The sequence below is a fragment of the Tolypothrix bouteillei VB521301 genome, assembly GCF_000760695.4.
Taxonomy (GTDB): Bacteria; Cyanobacteriota; Cyanobacteriia; order Cyanobacteriales; family Nostocaceae; genus Scytonema; species Scytonema bouteillei_A.
This window is the reverse complement of the sequence record NZ_JHEG04000001.1, coordinates 7,211,249-7,228,796: the sequence shown is the minus strand read 5'-3', so window position 1 is coordinate 7,228,796 and position 17,548 is coordinate 7,211,249. Positions and strand designations below refer to the sequence as shown.

Annotated in this window: 18 protein-coding genes; 8 read left to right on the top strand and 10 right to left on the bottom strand. The window is 41.4% G+C overall.

What is annotated here, in order from left to right; genetic code table 11:
• Nucleotides 1-224 precede the first annotated feature (224 nt).
• Together HC643_RS29475 and HC643_RS29470 are read right to left on the bottom strand one after the other, a co-directional pair.
• Nucleotides 225-1,595: an O-antigen ligase family protein gene (locus HC643_RS29475; protein WP_038076831.1), complete on the bottom strand. Its 1,371-nt coding sequence runs from the start codon at nucleotides 1,593-1,595 to the stop codon at nucleotides 225-227.
• Nucleotides 1,577-2,419, bottom strand: a complete 843-nt coding sequence (locus HC643_RS29470; RefSeq protein ID WP_038076829.1) for a YaaW family protein — start codon at nucleotides 2,417-2,419, stop codon at nucleotides 1,577-1,579. Before HC643_RS29470 ends, HC643_RS29475 begins: the two co-directional genes overlap by 19 nt.
• Before the next feature lie 129 nt (nucleotides 2,420-2,548).
• On the opposite strand from HC643_RS29470, the gene HC643_RS29465 reads away from it, so the two are divergent.
• Together HC643_RS29465 and HC643_RS29460 are read left to right on the top strand one after the other, a co-directional pair.
• A complete protein-coding gene (locus HC643_RS29465) occupies nucleotides 2,549-3,628 on the top strand; it encodes an NAD(P)/FAD-dependent oxidoreductase (protein ID WP_038076827.1) in 1,080 nt (359 codons plus the stop codon).
• 683 nt (nucleotides 3,629-4,311) lie between these two features.
• Nucleotides 4,312-4,665, top strand: a complete 354-nt coding sequence (locus HC643_RS29460) for a late competence development ComFB family protein (RefSeq protein WP_038076825.1) — start codon at nucleotides 4,312-4,314, stop codon at nucleotides 4,663-4,665.
• A gap of 68 nt (nucleotides 4,666-4,733) precedes the next feature.
• Here HC643_RS29460 and HC643_RS29455 read toward each other — a convergent pair whose 3' ends face one another.
• Both HC643_RS29455 and HC643_RS29450 read right to left on the bottom strand, forming a co-directional pair.
• Nucleotides 4,734-5,063 carry a DUF3140 domain-containing protein gene (locus tag HC643_RS29455; RefSeq protein WP_038076823.1) on the bottom strand — a complete coding sequence of 110 codons (330 nt, stop codon included), beginning with the start codon at nucleotides 5,061-5,063 and terminating at the stop codon, nucleotides 4,734-4,736.
• 9 nt (nucleotides 5,064-5,072) lie between these two features.
• Nucleotides 5,073-5,288, bottom strand: coding sequence for a hypervirulence associated TUDOR domain-containing protein (locus HC643_RS29450; protein ID WP_038076815.1), 216 nt, complete (start codon nucleotides 5,286-5,288; stop codon nucleotides 5,073-5,075).
• Nucleotides 5,289-5,717: 429 nt separating this feature from the next.
• Between HC643_RS29450 and HC643_RS29445 the strand changes: the two genes are divergently transcribed.
• A complete protein-coding gene (locus HC643_RS29445; protein ID WP_050046736.1) occupies nucleotides 5,718-6,530 on the top strand; it encodes a lecithin retinol acyltransferase family protein in 813 nt (270 codons plus the stop codon).
• A gap of 122 nt (nucleotides 6,531-6,652) precedes the next feature.
• Here the strand turns inward: HC643_RS29445 and HC643_RS29440 are convergent, their stop codons facing one another.
• A complete protein-coding gene (locus HC643_RS29440) occupies nucleotides 6,653-6,952 on the bottom strand; it encodes a hypothetical protein (protein WP_336604388.1) in 300 nt (99 codons plus the stop codon).
• A complete protein-coding gene (locus tag HC643_RS29435) occupies nucleotides 6,949-7,266 on the bottom strand; it encodes a hypothetical protein (protein WP_038076813.1) in 318 nt (105 codons plus the stop codon). The genes HC643_RS29440 and HC643_RS29435 overlap by 4 nt, the downstream gene beginning before the upstream one ends.
• Before the next feature lie 340 nt (nucleotides 7,267-7,606).
• On the opposite strand from HC643_RS29435, the gene HC643_RS29430 reads away from it, so the two are divergent.
• Complete coding sequence (locus tag HC643_RS29430; RefSeq protein ID WP_082051898.1) at nucleotides 7,607-8,611, top strand: bestrophin family protein; 1,005 nt, start codon at nucleotides 7,607-7,609, stop codon at nucleotides 8,609-8,611.
• Nucleotides 8,612-8,633: 22 nt separating this feature from the next.
• On the opposite strand, the gene HC643_RS29425 is transcribed toward HC643_RS29430, so the two are convergent.
• A complete protein-coding gene (locus HC643_RS29425; RefSeq protein ID WP_038076902.1) occupies nucleotides 8,634-9,479 on the bottom strand; it encodes a M28 family peptidase in 846 nt (281 codons plus the stop codon).
• Nucleotides 9,480-9,744: 265 nt separating this feature from the next.
• Between HC643_RS29425 and dnaK the strand changes: the two genes are divergently transcribed.
• The 4 genes from dnaK to HC643_RS29405 all read left to right on the top strand — a co-directional run bounded on the left by dnaK (nucleotide 9,745) and on the right by HC643_RS29405 (nucleotide 14,118).
• Entirely contained in the window at nucleotides 9,745-11,919 is a 2,175-nt protein-coding gene (dnaK, locus tag HC643_RS29420) for a molecular chaperone DnaK (RefSeq protein ID WP_038076808.1), read from the top strand.
• 195 nt (nucleotides 11,920-12,114) lie between these two features.
• Nucleotides 12,115-13,101 (top strand): DnaJ C-terminal domain-containing protein, encoded by a 987-nt coding sequence (locus HC643_RS29415; protein WP_038076804.1) that lies wholly within the window; start codon nucleotides 12,115-12,117, stop codon nucleotides 13,099-13,101.
• A gap of 143 nt (nucleotides 13,102-13,244) precedes the next feature.
• A complete protein-coding gene (locus HC643_RS29410) occupies nucleotides 13,245-13,682 on the top strand; it encodes a J domain-containing protein (RefSeq protein ID WP_038076898.1) in 438 nt (145 codons plus the stop codon).
• Between the two features lie 163 nt (nucleotides 13,683-13,845).
• Entirely contained in the window at nucleotides 13,846-14,118 is a 273-nt protein-coding gene (locus HC643_RS29405; RefSeq protein ID WP_038076799.1) for a DUF3143 domain-containing protein, read from the top strand.
• 95 nt (nucleotides 14,119-14,213) lie between these two features.
• On the opposite strand, the gene uppS is transcribed toward HC643_RS29405, so the two are convergent.
• The 3 genes from uppS to lysA form a co-directional block, all read right to left on the bottom strand.
• Nucleotides 14,214-14,963 (bottom strand): polyprenyl diphosphate synthase, encoded by a 750-nt coding sequence (gene uppS, locus HC643_RS29400; RefSeq protein WP_038074933.1) that lies wholly within the window; start codon nucleotides 14,961-14,963, stop codon nucleotides 14,214-14,216.
• Complete coding sequence (gene cdaA, locus HC643_RS29395; RefSeq protein ID WP_038074931.1) at nucleotides 14,960-15,892, bottom strand: diadenylate cyclase CdaA; 933 nt, start codon at nucleotides 15,890-15,892, stop codon at nucleotides 14,960-14,962. The genes uppS and cdaA overlap by 4 nt, the downstream gene beginning before the upstream one ends.
• Nucleotides 15,893-16,090: 198 nt before the next feature.
• Nucleotides 16,091-17,521 carry a diaminopimelate decarboxylase gene (gene lysA, locus HC643_RS29390; protein ID WP_038074929.1) on the bottom strand — a complete coding sequence of 477 codons (1,431 nt, stop codon included), beginning with the start codon at nucleotides 17,519-17,521 and terminating at the stop codon, nucleotides 16,091-16,093.
• Nucleotides 17,522-17,548 lie beyond the last annotated feature (27 nt).

The window sequence follows — 17,548 nt, the reverse complement described above, 5'->3', positions numbered from 1 at the left end:
AGGGAGATGTATGAAAGCAACTTGGTATAACCAAATAAATAAAGGCATCTCCAAGAGATGCCTGTTATGCAGGAAAACATCAAAAGAAGTGTTCCTACATCTTCCCAACAATCAGCAACAATGACTAACGTGGAATTAGTCACATAGGCACAGACGTGCTTAAAGTTATATTATTAACTCTTGAATTTAGTAGCCTCAGTATTTGTGCTGAAATCTAAGGGCTGTTAATTCTTCTCAGTTGCAATCTTGTATTGCTGCTTGTAGTGATACACAACTCCAGCAAGAGCAGAAAATAGCAACCAAGAAATGACGTTCAGTCGAAAATCAAATAAACTAACATCTACAGTATTGAATAGTACCCAACCAATAAAAACAACAAGGTAACTGAAGAGAATTGTTTTGTCTTTTGCCTTTAGGTCCTTTGAATTTTGTAAAAGTTGGACACCTCCAACAAATATCCAGCCCAATAAACCACAGAAAACAAGAGTTGCAGGTAGACCGGTTTCGGCAAACAGCATTAAAAATAAGCTGTGAGGGTGCCCCAACCAAATTTGCATTTTTGCCTCGTAAAGTACTGTAAAGTTTCTCAAACCCCAACCAGTCCAGGGGCGCTCTTGAGCCATCGATACAGCAAATTGCCATTGCGTTTTGCGAAGTAAAGCCACGGGTCGATCGGGATAAAGTTCGTCATTCAACCGCGCCCAAAAGAAACGAGGAATAAACTGACGGAACAGCAGAGCAATAGGTGTTGGAGCAAAAGCAGCTAAAAGCACGCTCGCAGCCACACCTGTGACAGTGGCGACAAGAATGCGCCAGCCTTGATATAAGGCGTAGACCAAACAGACAAAAATCGCAATTGCCCAAGCGTTGCGCGAGTTAGTCAAAATAAGTGCGACAAGATTGAGAAGAATTGCCAGAGTGAGGAAGAGGAAGGGGAGAGGGGGTAGAAAAGGGAGAATTTCCTTTCTTGTCTCCCTTGTCTCCCTTATCTCCCCTGTCCCCCTAATCATCGATCGCCATTGTTCCAGCCACAATCCCAAACTCAGAATGAAAACTATTATGAGATAGCCAGCTAAGCTGTTGGCATACATAAATATAGAAGACATCCGACCTGGTGGTTCTCCTCCTGGTGCGATCGCCCAACCCAAAAAACCTATCCATCCTTGGGGGGGAGTCGCCCATCCTAAAAGCAACTGTCCCAAACCAACGACTATGACTGGCACAGAGGTTATTACCAACAGCCAAGACAGTTGCCGCAATTGAGCTATGGTTTGAATCAGAACACTCCAGCTGGCAAAAACGAGAAAGTATGGTATAAAATTAAACAATCCTATGAAAGCTTCCGTCTTATTGTAAGCAAAGCTAGCTGTAAGGATTAGCCAGACACTGAGAAGCATAAACCCCCTGTTGAGGGGGCGACTCACCACCGCACGATATTGTTGCATTAAGGTTCCCAATATAGCCCAACCCATACTTACAGCCCCAAATAGAGGAATGAGTGGGAAGATAGCTAGTCCCAGTAAGGTGTATTTCCAACGAGACTGCACGCTAAAGTTGAGATGGCGAAGGAGAATTTTCACGCAAACTCCCAACATTCAGTACGAGTAAGGCGAATCTGAGCAAGTGTGAAAATAGTGGGTATAATTCGACTGTAGTTGGTAGCAATTGCTCTCCATCCCAAATCTGCAAAAAACCAAGCCCACATCATCGGTCCTAAGAAAGCGAACATAGTGCGAGCTACACTGTAACGAGTGGCACTGACAGCCATACCCTGCTTTGCCATTTGCAAAGTGACATAGTGTTGAAATTGGTTGGCTGCTACCTCGGAACCTTGAACGACAGCTTGTTTGGTCACTTCATAAGTCGCAAAGTGCATTGCAAACTGACGGGCGATTTGTTTCAACATCAACGGTTGAATAATGGAAGTCACAGCCAAAGCACTTCCACCTTTAAAAAGAAGTCCAATGGGATCTCGCTGTAATGAAAGTGGCAGAGTTTGGTTTGGTTGTGATTGAGCGAGTTGATGCTGAACTTGAACTGTAAATTTTTGCTTATCTTTTTCTGGCAATTTTTTCCAAACGTGTCCGAGCAAAAATAGAAAAACTTCGGCTTCTAAATCAACAGTAGTCAGTTCGTGGGAATAAGGTATTTTTAAATACTTACATACTTGAATCAGCACTTGCCTGTAACTTACTTGACTAGTACGTCCTCGCAGTACTGTAACTCCATCGGCAGCTAAATAACGAAAGCGTTGCTCTAATGTATCGAGCCAAGCTTTGCGACCTTTACTTTGTACTTCTATAGGCTCAGGTGTATGAACGTAATCTAGAGGATTAAACTTACGACTAAAAAGGATTGCTGTCAAATCTTTCAATTCTTCTTCAGTTGCCAGTTCTAGAACCGCCCTTAGTTCATCCAATTTACCTTCCTCCCTTCCATGCAGCTTTGGTATGTACTTTATTCTACTATTAGCTTTTAAGACTCATAAATTGTCTTTTTATCCTTTGTCCTTTGATAATGACAAATGACCCGTAACTCATGATGACTAATGACTGATGTTGCAGTGATTGGTGCCGGTATGGCTGGTTTAGTTTGCGCCCAACAGTTGAAGCAAGCTGGATATTCAGTACTTGTTGTAGAAAAGTCTCGTGGTTTGGGGGGACGAGTCGCAACACGCCGTTTATTTAATACTTGTGCGGATCACGGGACTTGTTACCTCAAGCCAAAAGGTGAACTTTTAGAACGTTTTATTGAAGTGTTACTCCAGCACCATATTTTAGAGGTTTGGACACAGACAGTTCACGAACTCAAACCCCATTCCTCAGTCCCTACGCCCGAATCTTCAGTACCCAAGCCCCGATATACCGCGCCTGTAGGAATAAGTGCGATCGCAAAATTTCTTGCCCCTGGTTTGGACATTTTGCTGAACCAACGCGTAACAGCAATTACCCCCACTCCTGAAAAAAAATGGCGGCTGGCAATGGATGCCTCGAATGAAGAGATAACAGCAACATCGGTAGTCATTGCTATTCCTTCACCTCAAGCCTTAATGCTATTGGAACCTTTAGGAGAAAATATCTTGGGGGCAACATTTCTTAATAACCTGCGTTCTGTAGAATTTTCTCCTTGCTTGAGTGCGATCGCCGGATATCCATCCACATTAAAACCCCCAATAGACTGGAAAGCAGTCACTTTTATTGAAGATGAGCATTTGGCATGGATTGGTTTGGATAGTAGCAAACGTTCCAAACCCCAACAACCCGTTTTTGTTCTGCAAAGTAGCGCTGCTTTTGCCCAACACCACGAGCAAACCCAAGATTTAAAACCTGCCGGAGAATTTATGTTAGATCGTGCGGCTGAGTCGTTACAGATGTCGTGGCTAAAAACTCCAGAATGGATACAAGTTCATCGCTGGCGCTACGCCTTTCCCACCCGTCCTTTGCAAGCGACTTATTTAGCTGCTGACACTGCTGTACCTCTTATCTGTTGCGGCGATTGGTGTGGTGGCAATTTTGTAGAGGGTGCAATGCTTTCAGGTATTGCAGCAGCAGAAGCAACAAACAACTCCCTGCGTCATTTGACTCTACCAAAACTTAGTTTTTTAGAGGTTTTTAATAGCTCTATATAAAAGTCACTATAAATTGCACGTAGCAGAGCTAAAGCATTCGTGAAAAATTTTCAGTGCTGTAGGATGGGCAATGCCAACCAAAAGACATACGGAGTGGACAGCGCTCGCCCTACTGCTCTAATATCAGGTTCTTCGCCTAAGTAATGACGATAAGAATGACGCGGAGATTGGGAGAACCAGCGACACGCTTAATTTTTAATCAGAAGCCATTATCCAAACACAATATAAGATCCTCATACAAAAAGAAGAGCCAAATATTAACTAATGTAAAAATTATTAAAAATTAAATTTATAATTTATTTTGAAAAAGCACCTCTACGATTGACAAAATAAGCTTGCTTGGAGTTTGTACTGCGTTTTATGTATTTTTCTGCCCAAAAAGTAGAAATTTTCAAGAACTAGCACTATAAATAAAACAAAGACACATCACCATTTTATGAATTTTTTTAAAGAAACATTTCTTAAAAAGAATTCACTTTTATTCAAGTAGATGCAGGCAAATATTCAGTATTTTTGGGAGTCAAAGTTAGGCTAATGATTTTAGCAATTATTGCTTTAATTTCTTTTTAGCTAGCTGTGGAATAGTAAACCTAAGGGCTAAAGCCGTATTGCAACATGGCTTGCTAAAAATAACTGGTATTTTTCATCAATTTATGAAATACAGAAACAGGAGTTCAACATTTATGAAAACAGTTGTCAACCTAACAGAGCAATCCGTCATCAAAGAAATTGAAAGCATTTTAGACCATTATCCATATTATCCTTATCAACAGGCTTTTGCTATTCCAGATTTACGACAAGAACTCATAGCTTACGTTCTCAGCCGGATTCCTTGCCTTTACGGTGCAGTTGAACCAGAAAAAGCTTATTGGTCAAGCTATAAGTTGCGCCGTCAACCATTAGAGCAGCAACTCCATCTAGAGAATTTAATTCAACAAGGGATTTTTTCTATTTTTCAAGAAAAATCAGATTGGGTTAGCCATCATTTATGTGAAGAGATCAAACCCGATTGCGAACCATCTCACTGGTTTGGCTAAAAAATTATGAATTGTGAATTATGAATAATAAATTCTAATTCTTTTCATAATTCATAATTCATAATTTTCTAATTTAACGGATCGTGTCCCCAATTCATTAAAGAGTAACGCCAACGCGTGTGCTCAACATCTCCCTCAGGTTGTTGTGCTAAATGACGGTGAATATAGCTGATGACTTTTTTCATGTGAGATATATCGTCATCAGTATACTCATCATTTTTCTTTTGCAACATTTCAAGGATATGCTTGCCAGATTTATGTCCAATGGACTCATCGTCTTCTTTCTTCTGTCCAACGGATTGTGATTCCTCAGTTTCCAGCCAAACTGCTAGTTCTTTAGCTGTCATATTCACAGAGGAGTTAAATTCGTCAATTACTAGTTTGAGGCTTTGAGTCATATCGCTGCACTACTCCTCAACTTTTTCAAGAGCATTAGGTTTGTGAGCAGCTTCTTTTCCTGTTTTGTCACTTTTGACTAAATACTCAGGATTATCTTTGGAAGCAGCAACGTGATGTCCTTTTATCTCTGTAGGTGAAGTCAATTTTTTCTCTACCTCACCAGTAGTTTTACCTTGTGAGGTTTTCCATTCAACCTTATCGCCTCTCTTAAATTCCTCTGTCACGGGTTTTATCCTTTTTGCGTTTTATACCCGTTCATTATGTTGTGACTGTCAAAGGAATTCTTCAGTCTCTTGACAGAAAAGATGAAATATATGTACTACTTAACCGCATGAATTGTAAGCGTCTCCATGATTCTTGACATCTCCAACAAGTTGAGGAGCTGAGAAACTACGATAGCCCATTTTACTTCATAAAAATTAACAATAAAATTTTCTGAAATCACAGGCAGGATAGATGAATTTTTGCATATTTGTTTGTTTATTCCAGTGTTTCTCTATCAAAACTCATATTTTTTCTAAATTTTAAGCCTTAGTTCTTAATTACGGCCTTTTATACTTTTCCGTAATTCCACAATTGGATAATAAAATGTAATCCCCTTAATCTTTCTATAGAATAATCCGATATACGTATTTCTATAGAGAGATGTCATTATGGGTCGAGGAGATCATATATACGTTAGTTTTTTCTTTGATGGCTTTCCTGTCACTCATCATGGAATTGACTGCGGCGATGGTTACATCATTCATTACGATATGCAAAGAGTAGCTATCATTCCTAAAAATAGATTTGGAAAGGGCAGAAAAATTCATATAAAAGAGTACGGAAGTTGTAACGCCAATGACATGGTCGTGCAACGAGCAAAGAGTAAGTTATGTGAGAAGGCATACAACGTTTTTTTTAATAACTGCGAGCATTTTGCTTATTACTGTAAAACAGGTCAGCATAAAAGCGAGCAAGTGAAAAAGTTTGGTGCAATTAGTGGTGGTGTTGTAGCTGGAAGTATAGTTGGTTTGGGAACACAACTTGCCACTCAACAAGCAACTAAAGTTGCCATGCAAGCTGTTAATCCAATATCACAAACAATTATCAATACTGCTATTCAACAAACACCTACCGTAGCAGGTAGCACTGCAGGGAGTATTGCTGGCTTGGGAAGTTTTGTGAGTAGTGTCACAACCGATCTAGTCGTTAGAAAAGTACTGGAAGACGATGAAAATTTACCCAAACGCGAACGTGATGCCAGAAAAAATGCCAGACGTGCAGGAAGATTTGCATCAACGACAGCAGGGGTTGCAGGGACTCTTGCTGCTGCAGTAGTCGGTGGTAGTAGTGCTGTTGCTCTTGGCGTTGCTGCTCCAGCTATCCTAGGAATAGGAATCTGTTTCTTGACTTATTTCATAGTAAAAAGTCATCCCAATCGAACTGATGCTATTTCTCCAGAAAATCTTACTTTCTCTAATTGAAAGAGTGTCAATATGGTAGCAATTATAAAATCACAATCTATTAGCTTTTTATCTTTATTCCAAAGTTAGAATTCCTGCTGCAAAATTTACAGTTAATGGCAGAATTTTCAACCACTGTAAGCCTAATAAAGGTTCAAGAATTTCTGACGCTGATAGAACTGGAATAATATATTCTTGCTCATGAAGTACCACTCTTCCTTCATAGATGTCAAAAAACTCTTCCCACGTACCATCTGCATCGCTCGTTCACTTTCTATCTTTGACCAACCCAAGCTATAGATATCTTGGACATCCAGTACCAGCCAGCCTGTCAAGAAGCCAGTATCTAACAATACTTCAATAGGATATCTTTCTTCATCAGCCGCAATCAGTTCAATTTCAAAAATGAGTTCTCCAATTTCACCGAACCTACCTGAAATCACATTCTGCCACAGGTTCCAGTTTCGTTAAGACGCATAATGCCAACCATACCATTAGGATACTTCAGTCGGGCTTTGTGAACAGCTACCTCCTCCCCCGGATCGATAAAATAATCTCCACTCTGTGGATCGATCACAATAAACCAGTTGTAATGATCTTGTATCAGTTGAGAGCTAGCTTGTTCAAAAATCTCTCGATAACGCTTTACACGAGTATGCTTTTCAGCTTCTCTCTTGTCTAACTCTTCTGGTGGTATGGAATATTTCGGGAATATTCTGCCTTGACTGCGAAGGCGAGTTGGTTTTGTTTGAGTCATGATTTTAGAAACTATAAGTGGGTTTGTGCTGACAGTTCTCAACCTATTAAAAAAACTGTCTTTGTTTCGATTTTATCAAATACTCTATTCACTGTAGCAATTGTAATTTTTCCAAAACTACTTGTATGTAAGTAATAAAATTGTTGGTTGACTCCTCTCGGTGCTTCTAAAATCGCTATTAGCATAGGCGTAGGATGGGCATTGCTAACCGTTCGACGTTCAAAGTCCAACAGCTGACAAAAACTGGATTGTATGATATCAGTGTACTGATGTCCTAGATGCATGGCATTTTTCTATGGGACTATGATATGTGAAAGCTGTCTACCACTTCTCAAAGAATATGAAGGCTTCTAAGGTCAGAGGTTCATTGTATAACTTGATTGGATACCCTTTTAGAGGATTGACGAAGTTAGCAAAAAAATCGAAGTGGCTTCAAATAGCTTTTCAACTAGAGGGTTCAGTCATTCAATCAATTTTGAGACGCGTTATTGCCTGCGGATTTTTTAGTTTTATAATTTCTATTCTTTATCATTTTAAATTGCCTGTCTCCCAACCAATATTTGCCAATGTGATTCCCAGCATCGTTTTAGGTTTATTATTAGTTTTTCGTACCAATACAGCTTACGAACGGTTTTGGGAAGGAAGAAAAGTTTGGGGAAATATAGTCAATGACACCCGAAATTTAGCCAGACAAATTTGGGTGTCTGTCAATGAGATTGACACAGAAGATAAAGAGAAAAAAATAGGTATTTTACGACTAATAGTTGCTTTTGCGGTAGCAACAAAATTACATTTGCGCGGACAGGGTGTGAATGAAGAGTTGGAAGAGCTTATGCCAATCTCTAAATATCTCACATTAAAAACGATGAACAATCCACCGTTAGAGATAGCTTTTTGGATTGGGGATTACTTACAACTACAGTACAATCGTAATTGTTTAAATAGCTATCAGCTAACAGCATTACAGGAATTGTTGAATAGCTTGGTAGATAGTTTGGGAGCGAGCGAGCGTATTTTAAAAACTCCTATACCGCTAGCTTATGCGATTCATCTCAAGCAATTGCTGTTACTTTATTGTCTCTTATTACCTTTTCAACTCGTTGAAAGTTTGGGATGGTGGACGGGTATAATCGCTGCTTTAATTAGTTTTACGCTGTTCGGTATTGAAGCAATTGGTATAGAGATTGAAAATCCTTTTGGTCTCGATAAAAATGACTTACCTTTAGATGCTATTTGTACCACTATGAAAAAGAATATTGACGACTTAATTAGTCTAACTCCTAGCGTTCACTTAAGAGTAGAAACGGGTGGAGAAAGAGAGGGATTGCAAATAGGCAATAGCTAGCGTTGCGGCTCGGCGATCTTTGTTACAATCGCCGAATTCCCATTTCCAAACCCCGGCATACACCAGTTAAAAAATCTAAATCTAAAGTCGCAATAGTATCGCTGGGTTTGTGATAGTTAGGATTCCGCATAAATGCCGTGTCTGTTACCATAATTGCCGGGTAACCAGCATCCCAAAAAGGTGCATGATCGCTTTGTCTTGTTTGCGGAACGATTAAACCTTTGTTTGGTACTGGTAGCCACTGGCTGGGGACACCCGCTTTGCGAATACTGCGGCTGAGAGAAATGACATCGCGAATTGTCCGCCAATTGCCGATCAGAGCAATAAAATCACCCCGATTTGGGTAAAATTTTTCCAAAGGAGGTGGGTACGCTTGGGAACCTGGTGTTGGATCGCAGTAACCTAACATTTCTAGAGAAATCATCAGGCGTAGCGATCGCACCTCTTGCTTGAGCTTGGCTGCATAATCAGTGCTACCTAACAAGCCGTACTCTTCCATATCAAATGCAACCAGTTGCAAAGGATACTTCATTGGTTGGGTGGCGAACATTCTCGCCAGTTCTAACAGCACTGCGACACCCGTAGCATTATCATCAGCACCGGGAGTTCCCGGTACTGCGTCGTAATGAGCACCAATTAGAATTGGTGGCAAATCCTTAATGCCTGAATGCGTACCGGGAATATTTAATATGAAGTTTTTGCAGGTTTTTGCCCCGACGTTAAAGGTGTGGATTTCCACACTTCCCCAGAGAGCAAATTGTTGACAAATGTATTCTTGGACGAAGAAATGTCCGGCACTTGCCAGATAGGGATCGCGATCGCAGGCTATATAAGTGAGGTGGGTTTCCAGTTGATTCTTGAGATTCACATTCAAAGGTTCAAGTATCAAGGCTAAGGGATGAAAAACAGACTAAAACACAAAGACAGAGCAATTAAATCTCTGCTTGGAGACCGCAAAGGGTCGGAACTAGAGGTAAAAACCCTAAGTTTTACACCAAAAATTGACTTTATCCTTTATACTTCATCCTTTATCCTTTACATGACCGTGTAATTCAGAGCTTGCAAGATACAATAAATCAAGCATTAGTTACAAACAAATTAATTTATAAGACACTATAGGAGAACAAGAACGCATGGGCAAGGTAGTCGGCATTGACTTGGGTACAACCAACTCAGTAGTTGCCGTCATGGAGGGTGGCAAGCCGGTGGTGATTGCCAATGCAGAAGGAATGCGAACAACCCCCTCCGTCGTTGGCTTCACAAAAGAAGGAGAGAGAGTTGTCGGGCAAATGGCGCGACGGCAAACCCTCCTCAACCCGCAAAATACCTTTTTTGCCGTCAAACGTTACATTGGGCGTAGGTATGGTGAACTCAACCCAGAATCAAAGCGCATTCCCTACACCATCCGTAAGGACGAATTAGGTAACATTAAGATTGCCTGTCCCCGCATGAACAAGGACTATGCCCCAGAAGAAATTTCGGCAATGGTGCTGAAGAAACTGGCAGAAGACGCTAGTAAATACCTGGGCGAACCTGTGACCGGAGCAGTGATTACCGTACCTGCTTATTTTAATGACTCTCAACGCCAAGCAACACGAGATGCAGGAAGGATAGCAGGGTTAGAAGTTCTGCGAATTCTCAATGAACCCACGGCTGCATCCCTAGCTTATGGAATGGACCGCAACGACAACCAAACCATACTCGTTTTTGACCTAGGCGGTGGTACTTTTGACGTCTCAATTCTAGATGTTGGCGATGGAGTGTTTGAAGTCAAAGCTACCAGTGGAGATACACAACTTGGTGGCAATGATTTTGATAAAAGAATTGTCGATTGGTTGGCAGAAAAATTCTTAGAAGCAGAAGGGGTTGATTTAAGACGAGAGCGACAATCTTTGCAACGCCTGCTAGAAGCAGCCGAGAAAGCCAAAATAGAACTTTCAGCAGTGAGCGTTACAGACATCAATCTACCATTTATCGCTTCAACTGAAGATGGTCCCGTCCATTTAGAAACCCGCCTCAGCCGTTCTGAATTTGAAGGTTTGTGCGATGACTTGTTAGGGCGAGTGCGTATCCCCGTGAAACGAGCCATGAAAGATGCTGGTTTAACACCCGCAGACATTGATGAAGTAGTCCTGGTAGGTGGTTCAACCCGAATGCCAATGGTACAGCAACTTGTACGGGCAATTATTGGGAAAGAACCCAACCAAAATGTTAATCCTGATGAAGTTGTCGCAGTCGGTGCAGCAATACAAGCGGGTATTTTGGCAGGTGAATTTAAGGATGTTCTTCTCCTTGATGTGACTCCCCTGTCTCTGGGGTTGGAAACCATCGGTGGCGTGATGAAAAAACTGATTCCCCGCAACACCACTATACCGGTTCGTCGCTCTGATATTTTTTCAACATCTGAAAATAACCAAAACAGTGTAGAGATTCACGTCGTTCAGGGCGAACGAGAAATGGCATCTGATAACAAATCTTTAGGACGTTTCAAGTTGTATGGTATCCCGCCAGCACCGCGTGGAATACCTCAAATTCAAGTCTCTTTTGATATAGACGCTAACGGTATTTTACAGGTCACAGCCCTGGATCGAACCACAGGTCGAGAACAAAGCATCACAATACAAGGTGCTTCCACCCTAACTGAGTCAGAGATTAGGAAGGCAATTCAGGATGCAGAGAGATATGCGGAAGTTGACAGACAGCGTAAAGAACGGGTAGAAAAGCGGACTCGATCCGAAGCCTTAATATTACAGGCAGAACGACAACTCAGAGAAGTGGCTTTGGATTTTGGTATGCAATTTGCCCGCAACCGTCGCCAAAAAATTGATAACATTTGCCGAGAACTACGAGAGAGTTTACAAGCAGATGATGACCGAGGTATTGACCAAGCATACGCTGACTTACAAGACGCTCTGTACGATCTAAATCGCGAAGTTCGTCAGTACTACGCAGAAGATGAAGAGGATGATTTGTTTGGTACTATCCGCGAAATCTTTACTGGCGATAAAGAACGGGAACGCGATCGCGATTACTATGGCAGAGACTCCGGTAGTAGAGACTATGGTGGTCGGGACTACAGCAGTCGGGACTATGGTGGTCGGGACTCCGGTAGTCGGGACTACGGTAGTCGGGACTACGGTAGTAGAGACTACAGTAGTCGGGACTCCGGTGGTCGGGACTACAGCAGTCGGGACTCCGATCGCAGGGACTATGACAGAGGTGGTCGTTCGTCCTATGATGGTGGTTCTTCTCGCAGATCTCGTCCTAGCTACGAAGATAATTGGGATGATGATGACGATTGGTTGTAAAACCGTTGAGTGACTTCAAATAAAGGAGTTATCTTTATGGCGAGGTGTCTCGCCCGCTGACAGTAAGAGACTCCTTTTCATTGAAGGAAAAACCTATAGTTGAGTCAGCATGCGGATTTGACTATTGGGAATTTGTATTAGGTAAGTACAGTTCAATAATGAATAACCGTTAAAAATCTAAATTAAAATATTATTATGCAGAATTTGCAGAACTTTCGAGATTATTACGAAATTTTGGGAGTCACTAAAGATGCCTCCAATGAAGAAATTAAGAAAAATTACCGACGTCTAGCGCGACAGTACCATCCAGACCTGAATCCGGGAAACAAAGCAGCAGAAGAAAAATTTAAGGTCATCGGAGAGGCATATGAAGTTCTTTCCGATCCTACCAAACGAGCACAATACGATCAGTTTAGTCGCTTTTGGAAACAAAAAGGGTTTGACAAACAAGCACCACAAGATAAGCGTTGGGTGGATAGCCGCTCTAACGGTCGCTCGAGTGAAAAGGTAGACTTTGGTAATTATTCTGAGTTTGATAGTTTTATCAATCAAGTCATTGGTGTTGGCATTCGTAGAGACAGAAACGGTTCTTCAACCAACAATACTGACAGCGATCCATTCCGCAGCCCAAGAACAAAAGAATACGTTACAGTCAACTCCCGCTCCAGCCGTCGGGATATAGAAGCAAGATTGACCTTACCTTTAGAGAAAGCTTATAGGGGTGGAACTGAGAGAATTCGTTTGGAAGATGGGCGATCGCTAGAGGTGAGCATGCCATCAGGCATGGTGACGGGTCAAACAATTCGTCTGAAAAACCAAGGTATCAATGGAGGCGATTTATATTTAAAAATTACGGTTGACCCACATCCCCTGTTTAAGATAGAAGGCTCAAACATTCTCTGCCAAGTACCCGTGACTCCAACCGAAGCAGTTTTGGGAGGACAAGTAGAAGCACCCACTCTCGATGGACCGGTGAAAATGTCCATTCCTTCAGGAGTGCGATCCGGTCAGCGTTTTCGCCTTGCTCAAAAAGGATATCCCAAAGAAAACGGCGAACGTGGCGACCAACTTGTAGAAATTCAAATCGTGGCTCCCAAAAATATCACCCAACAAGAACGCGAACTCTACGAAAAGTTACGGCAACTAGAAAACTTTAAACCCCGTGCCGATTTACTAAAGTAGCCAGGGGAGAAGTTTGTACTGCAAAAATCATGAATATCGAAAATCTGAATGTTGAACGTTAGGGCTAAGTCAGTTTATCGGTTTAGAATAAAAAAAATGCATTGAATGCTAGAGACTCAAGAGCCGTGAATCAAAACGGGGTAATCGAACAAAGCAGCAAACAAACATATTACTCCCTGCTAGGACTGCATCCCTCAGCATCACCGATTGAAATCCGTCGTGCTTACCGGGAACTGAGTAAGCGCTATCACCCAGATACCACAAGTCTACCTGCAGCTTTAGCAACAGCTAAGTTTCAGCAACTGAACGAGGCTTATGCTACCCTCAGCAATCCAGAACGACGGTTTAGTTACGATCTCAAAATTGGGTACTCGCGCTTTGGAGTGATTCAATCGCCTACAGACTTAAACCGTCCTGTTTCCAAGTCTTACGACTGGTCTAAATCAGCTTATCTAGATGCAAGCGATCGCCCTCTTTCTGCAGGAGAAATTTTTGCTTTGTTTATTCTGGGTTTAACATTTATAGGTTGTTTGCTACTAGCAATTGCCGTTGGTTTAACTCGTGGCGAAACAGCTTTTTAAATTATGAATTATGAATTATGAATTATGAAATAAAAACATCATAAAATTATGAATTATGAATTATAAAATAAAAACATCATTCATCATTCATCATAAATTATGAAATAAAAACATCATTCATCGTTCATCATTCATCATTCATCATTCATCATTCATCATTCCTATGTCTTTTCCTACTCCCGATACTCCTTTATACAATCACCCTCTTCCTCAAATTGAGCATTGGTTGAAAGAACAAGGCTGTCAGCAAGATGAAACTCAACTGCATTGCTGGCACGTACAGCGACCTTCTTGGCAAGCTGAACTTTGGTTAGATATAGAACAAATCATAGTACGGTATATTGCTGCAGGAGAAGATGGGCAAGATATCCAACGTGCATTTAAGTATTCTCTCAGCCGACAAGATGTGGAACGGGCAGTTTTTTCAGGACCCTAAAAGGGTTATGAATTATGAATTATGAATTATGAATTATGAATTATGAATTATGAAAGACAATGAGCATTTATAATTCAGCATTCATAATTCATAATTTAGATTTTTCCAAATCTTCGTTCTCTTTGCTGATAGGCACAAAGAGCGCGATGAAATTCATCGCGGTTAAAATCAGGCCAAAGAGTTTCTGTTATATAAATTTCTGCATAAGCAATTTGCCAGAGAAGAAAATTGGAAACTCGCATCTCTCCACTGGTCCGAATCAACAAATCGGGATCGCAAATTCCGGTGGTGTAAAGGTGATGTTCAAATGTAGCTTCATCAATTTCATCTGGTTGCAGCAAACCTTGCTGTACTTTTTTAGCAATTGAACGACACGCCTGTATAATCTCTTGCCTCCCTCCGTAATTTGTCGCTATAGTAAATTTGATGCTGAAATTATCCTTTGTTTGTTCCACAGAACGGGAAATTTCTTCTTGGAGAGCTTTTGGTAAAACACTCAAATTGCCTACAAATCTAATTTGAACATTTTCCTCTAGCATTTCCCTCAGTTCTTGGCGCAAAACCCTTTGAAATAGGGTCATCAAGAAATCGACTTCTTCGGTAGGTCTTCCCCAATTTTCTGTTGAAAAAGCATAAGCTGTTAATGCTTGAATTCCCCAGTCTTTACAGCAACGAAGCAAATCTTTTAAAGCATCAACTCCCCGCTTGTGTCCCATAATACGGGGTAAACCTTGACGCTTTGCCCATCGACCATTGCCATCCATAATCACCGCAACGTGCTTGGGCAAAAATTCTTGTTTTAAATCAGAAGGCAAATTTCGCAGTTCAGTTTGTTGTGCTGTCATTTTTTATCTCGCGAAGCAGTCGATGGTAATCCGAGTAAACGTAAAACGGGTGATAGTGCTTTACTTTGAATCTGACGACTTATTTGACGACCTAAACTTAACAAACCAGGAGCAACAGCTTCCCGATCCACAGTGGGGGAAAATCGATCTTCTAATGACTCTTTCAGCTTTGTAATGGTCAGAGGTCTATTGAGAGTTCCCCGTTCCGCTAGCGAAATGGAACCCGTTTCTTCTGATACAACAACACAGATGCAATTTTCAACCCGTTCAGTAATTCCCATCGCTGCGCGGTGGCGTGTTCCCAGCTGGCGCGAGGCAGTACGTCCTGAAAGAGGTAGAATAATACCTGATGACACAATCCGCGAACCACGAATTAAGGTCGCTCCATCGTGCAGAAGAGTTTTTGGCTGAAAAATAGTCTGTATAAGTTCTTTAGAAACCTCCGCATTCAGCTTGACTCCCGGTACAGAAAAATCCCGTTCGTCAATTGGACCCGTGGTTTCCAAAATGAGCAAAGCTCCAATCCGGTTTTTCGATAGCTCTTTAACAGCATCGACAATTTCATCAATTACACTATCAGACTTCGGAACCGCCAGACGAGACGGTTGAAAAAGTTGCTTGAATTCGCCTCTTCCCAATTGTTCTAAAAAGCGGCGAAACTCTGACTGAAGAGCAACCGCCATTGCGACAGCACAGCCAATCACTAACTTTTCTAATACGAAATTCAACAAATGCAACTCTAATCTGCCACTGATAGCTGATGCCAACATCAAAACGATGAATCCCCGCACCATCCACAGTGTCCGACGCTCGCTAATAATAACTAGTATCATGTACGTCAGCGCCAGTACTAACAGAATATCTAGAGTCTGAACTAGCAAGGACTGTGTCCATAGAGTAGTCAGCCATTGCTTCCACCAATCTCCCATGACATCTGGCGTGAAAGTATCAAGTATGAAGTATAAAAGATAAAGTATGAAGTATTAAGTATCAAGTATGAAGTATGAAAGATAAAGTATGAAATATGAATTTAAGGTATAAAAAGATACACCTATCTCTTCATCTTTTTTTTCATCCTCGCTCCTTTATGCTTCATCCTTTATCTTTTATCCTTTATCCTTTATCTTTCATCCTTGTTTTACTCTTTCAGGTAGGCAATCTTGTCGAATTAAATCTTGATAGGTTTCGCGTCGCAAAATCAAATTTGCTTCGCCATTCGCCACTACAACAGCTGCAGGTCGAGGCAAGCGATTGTAGTTAGATGCCATACTGTAATTGTAAGCACCAGTTGCCATTACTACGAGAATATCCCCCGGTTGATTTTTTGGCAGCTGGGCATCCTTTATTACAATATCCCCAGATTCACAGTGTTTTCCGGCAATTGTCGCAATTTCTGTTAAAGGACTAGACATCCGATTGGCAACTACCGCACGATAGATGGATTGGTATGTAATTGGACGGGGATTATCAGACATACCTCCATCAACAGATACATAATTACGGATGTCGGGAACAATTTTAGATGAACCGATGGTGTAAGCTGTGATACATGACGAACCAATCAGAGAACGCCCTGGTTCGGCAATTAGCTTTGGCAAAGGTAAGTTTTCTGCAGCACAAGCTTCTTGAATAACTTCACAAATTGGTTGAACCCACTCTTCAATGCTGGGTGGATCGTCTGATTCGGTGTACTTAATTCCCAAACCACCGCCTACGTTTAACTCTTTGACAGCTAAACCATACCGGGTGGCTTTACTCATCCACTGCACCATGACAGCAGCCAAATCCTGATGGGGTTGGCGTTCAAAAATTTGAGATCCAATGTGAGCGTGTAAACCCACGCAGTTTAAAACGGGTTGTTGACTGACAAAGGTAAACAACTCTTCAATTTCATTGGGATCGAATCCAAATTTGCTATCCAAATGTCCTGTACGAATGTATTCGTGAGTATGGCATTCTATTCCCGGTGTCAGTCGAAGCATGATGGGAATTGGGGATTGGGGATTCAACCCAATTGCTAATTCAGAATCTCCTTTGCCTAACTCTACTAGGGTTTGCAACTCATACCAGTTATCTACAACAATGGTGCAGCTTGACTGAATGGCAAAAATTAATTCTTCGCGAGATTTATTATTACCATGAAAGTATATTTTGTCAGGGCTTACACCCGCAGTCAACGCGGTATAGAGTTCACCGCCTGAAACTACATCTATTCCCAAACCTTCTGAGGCGACGATCGCACAAACAGATATGCAACTCCACGCTTTTGATGCGTAAATCACTTGCGATTCACCTTTATAGTAACGCTTAAAACTGTCGCGGTATTGGCGACAAGCGGTGCGTAAGGTTTCTTCGTCTAAAATATATAATGGTGAACCAAACTGCTGAATAATAGTTGTAACATCACAACCGCCTATCTCCAGGCAATCGCGACTGTTAATTCTAGCGGTCAGCGGTAAGAGTTCCTGGTTTGGTGAAATTTTTGTGCTTTCACGATTTGCTTGTGGTAAATATTTACTACCAGAATCTTGAACCCCAGTAGACTGTGTCGATACCATAACTGTAAGAGTTGTCCTTATTTAATT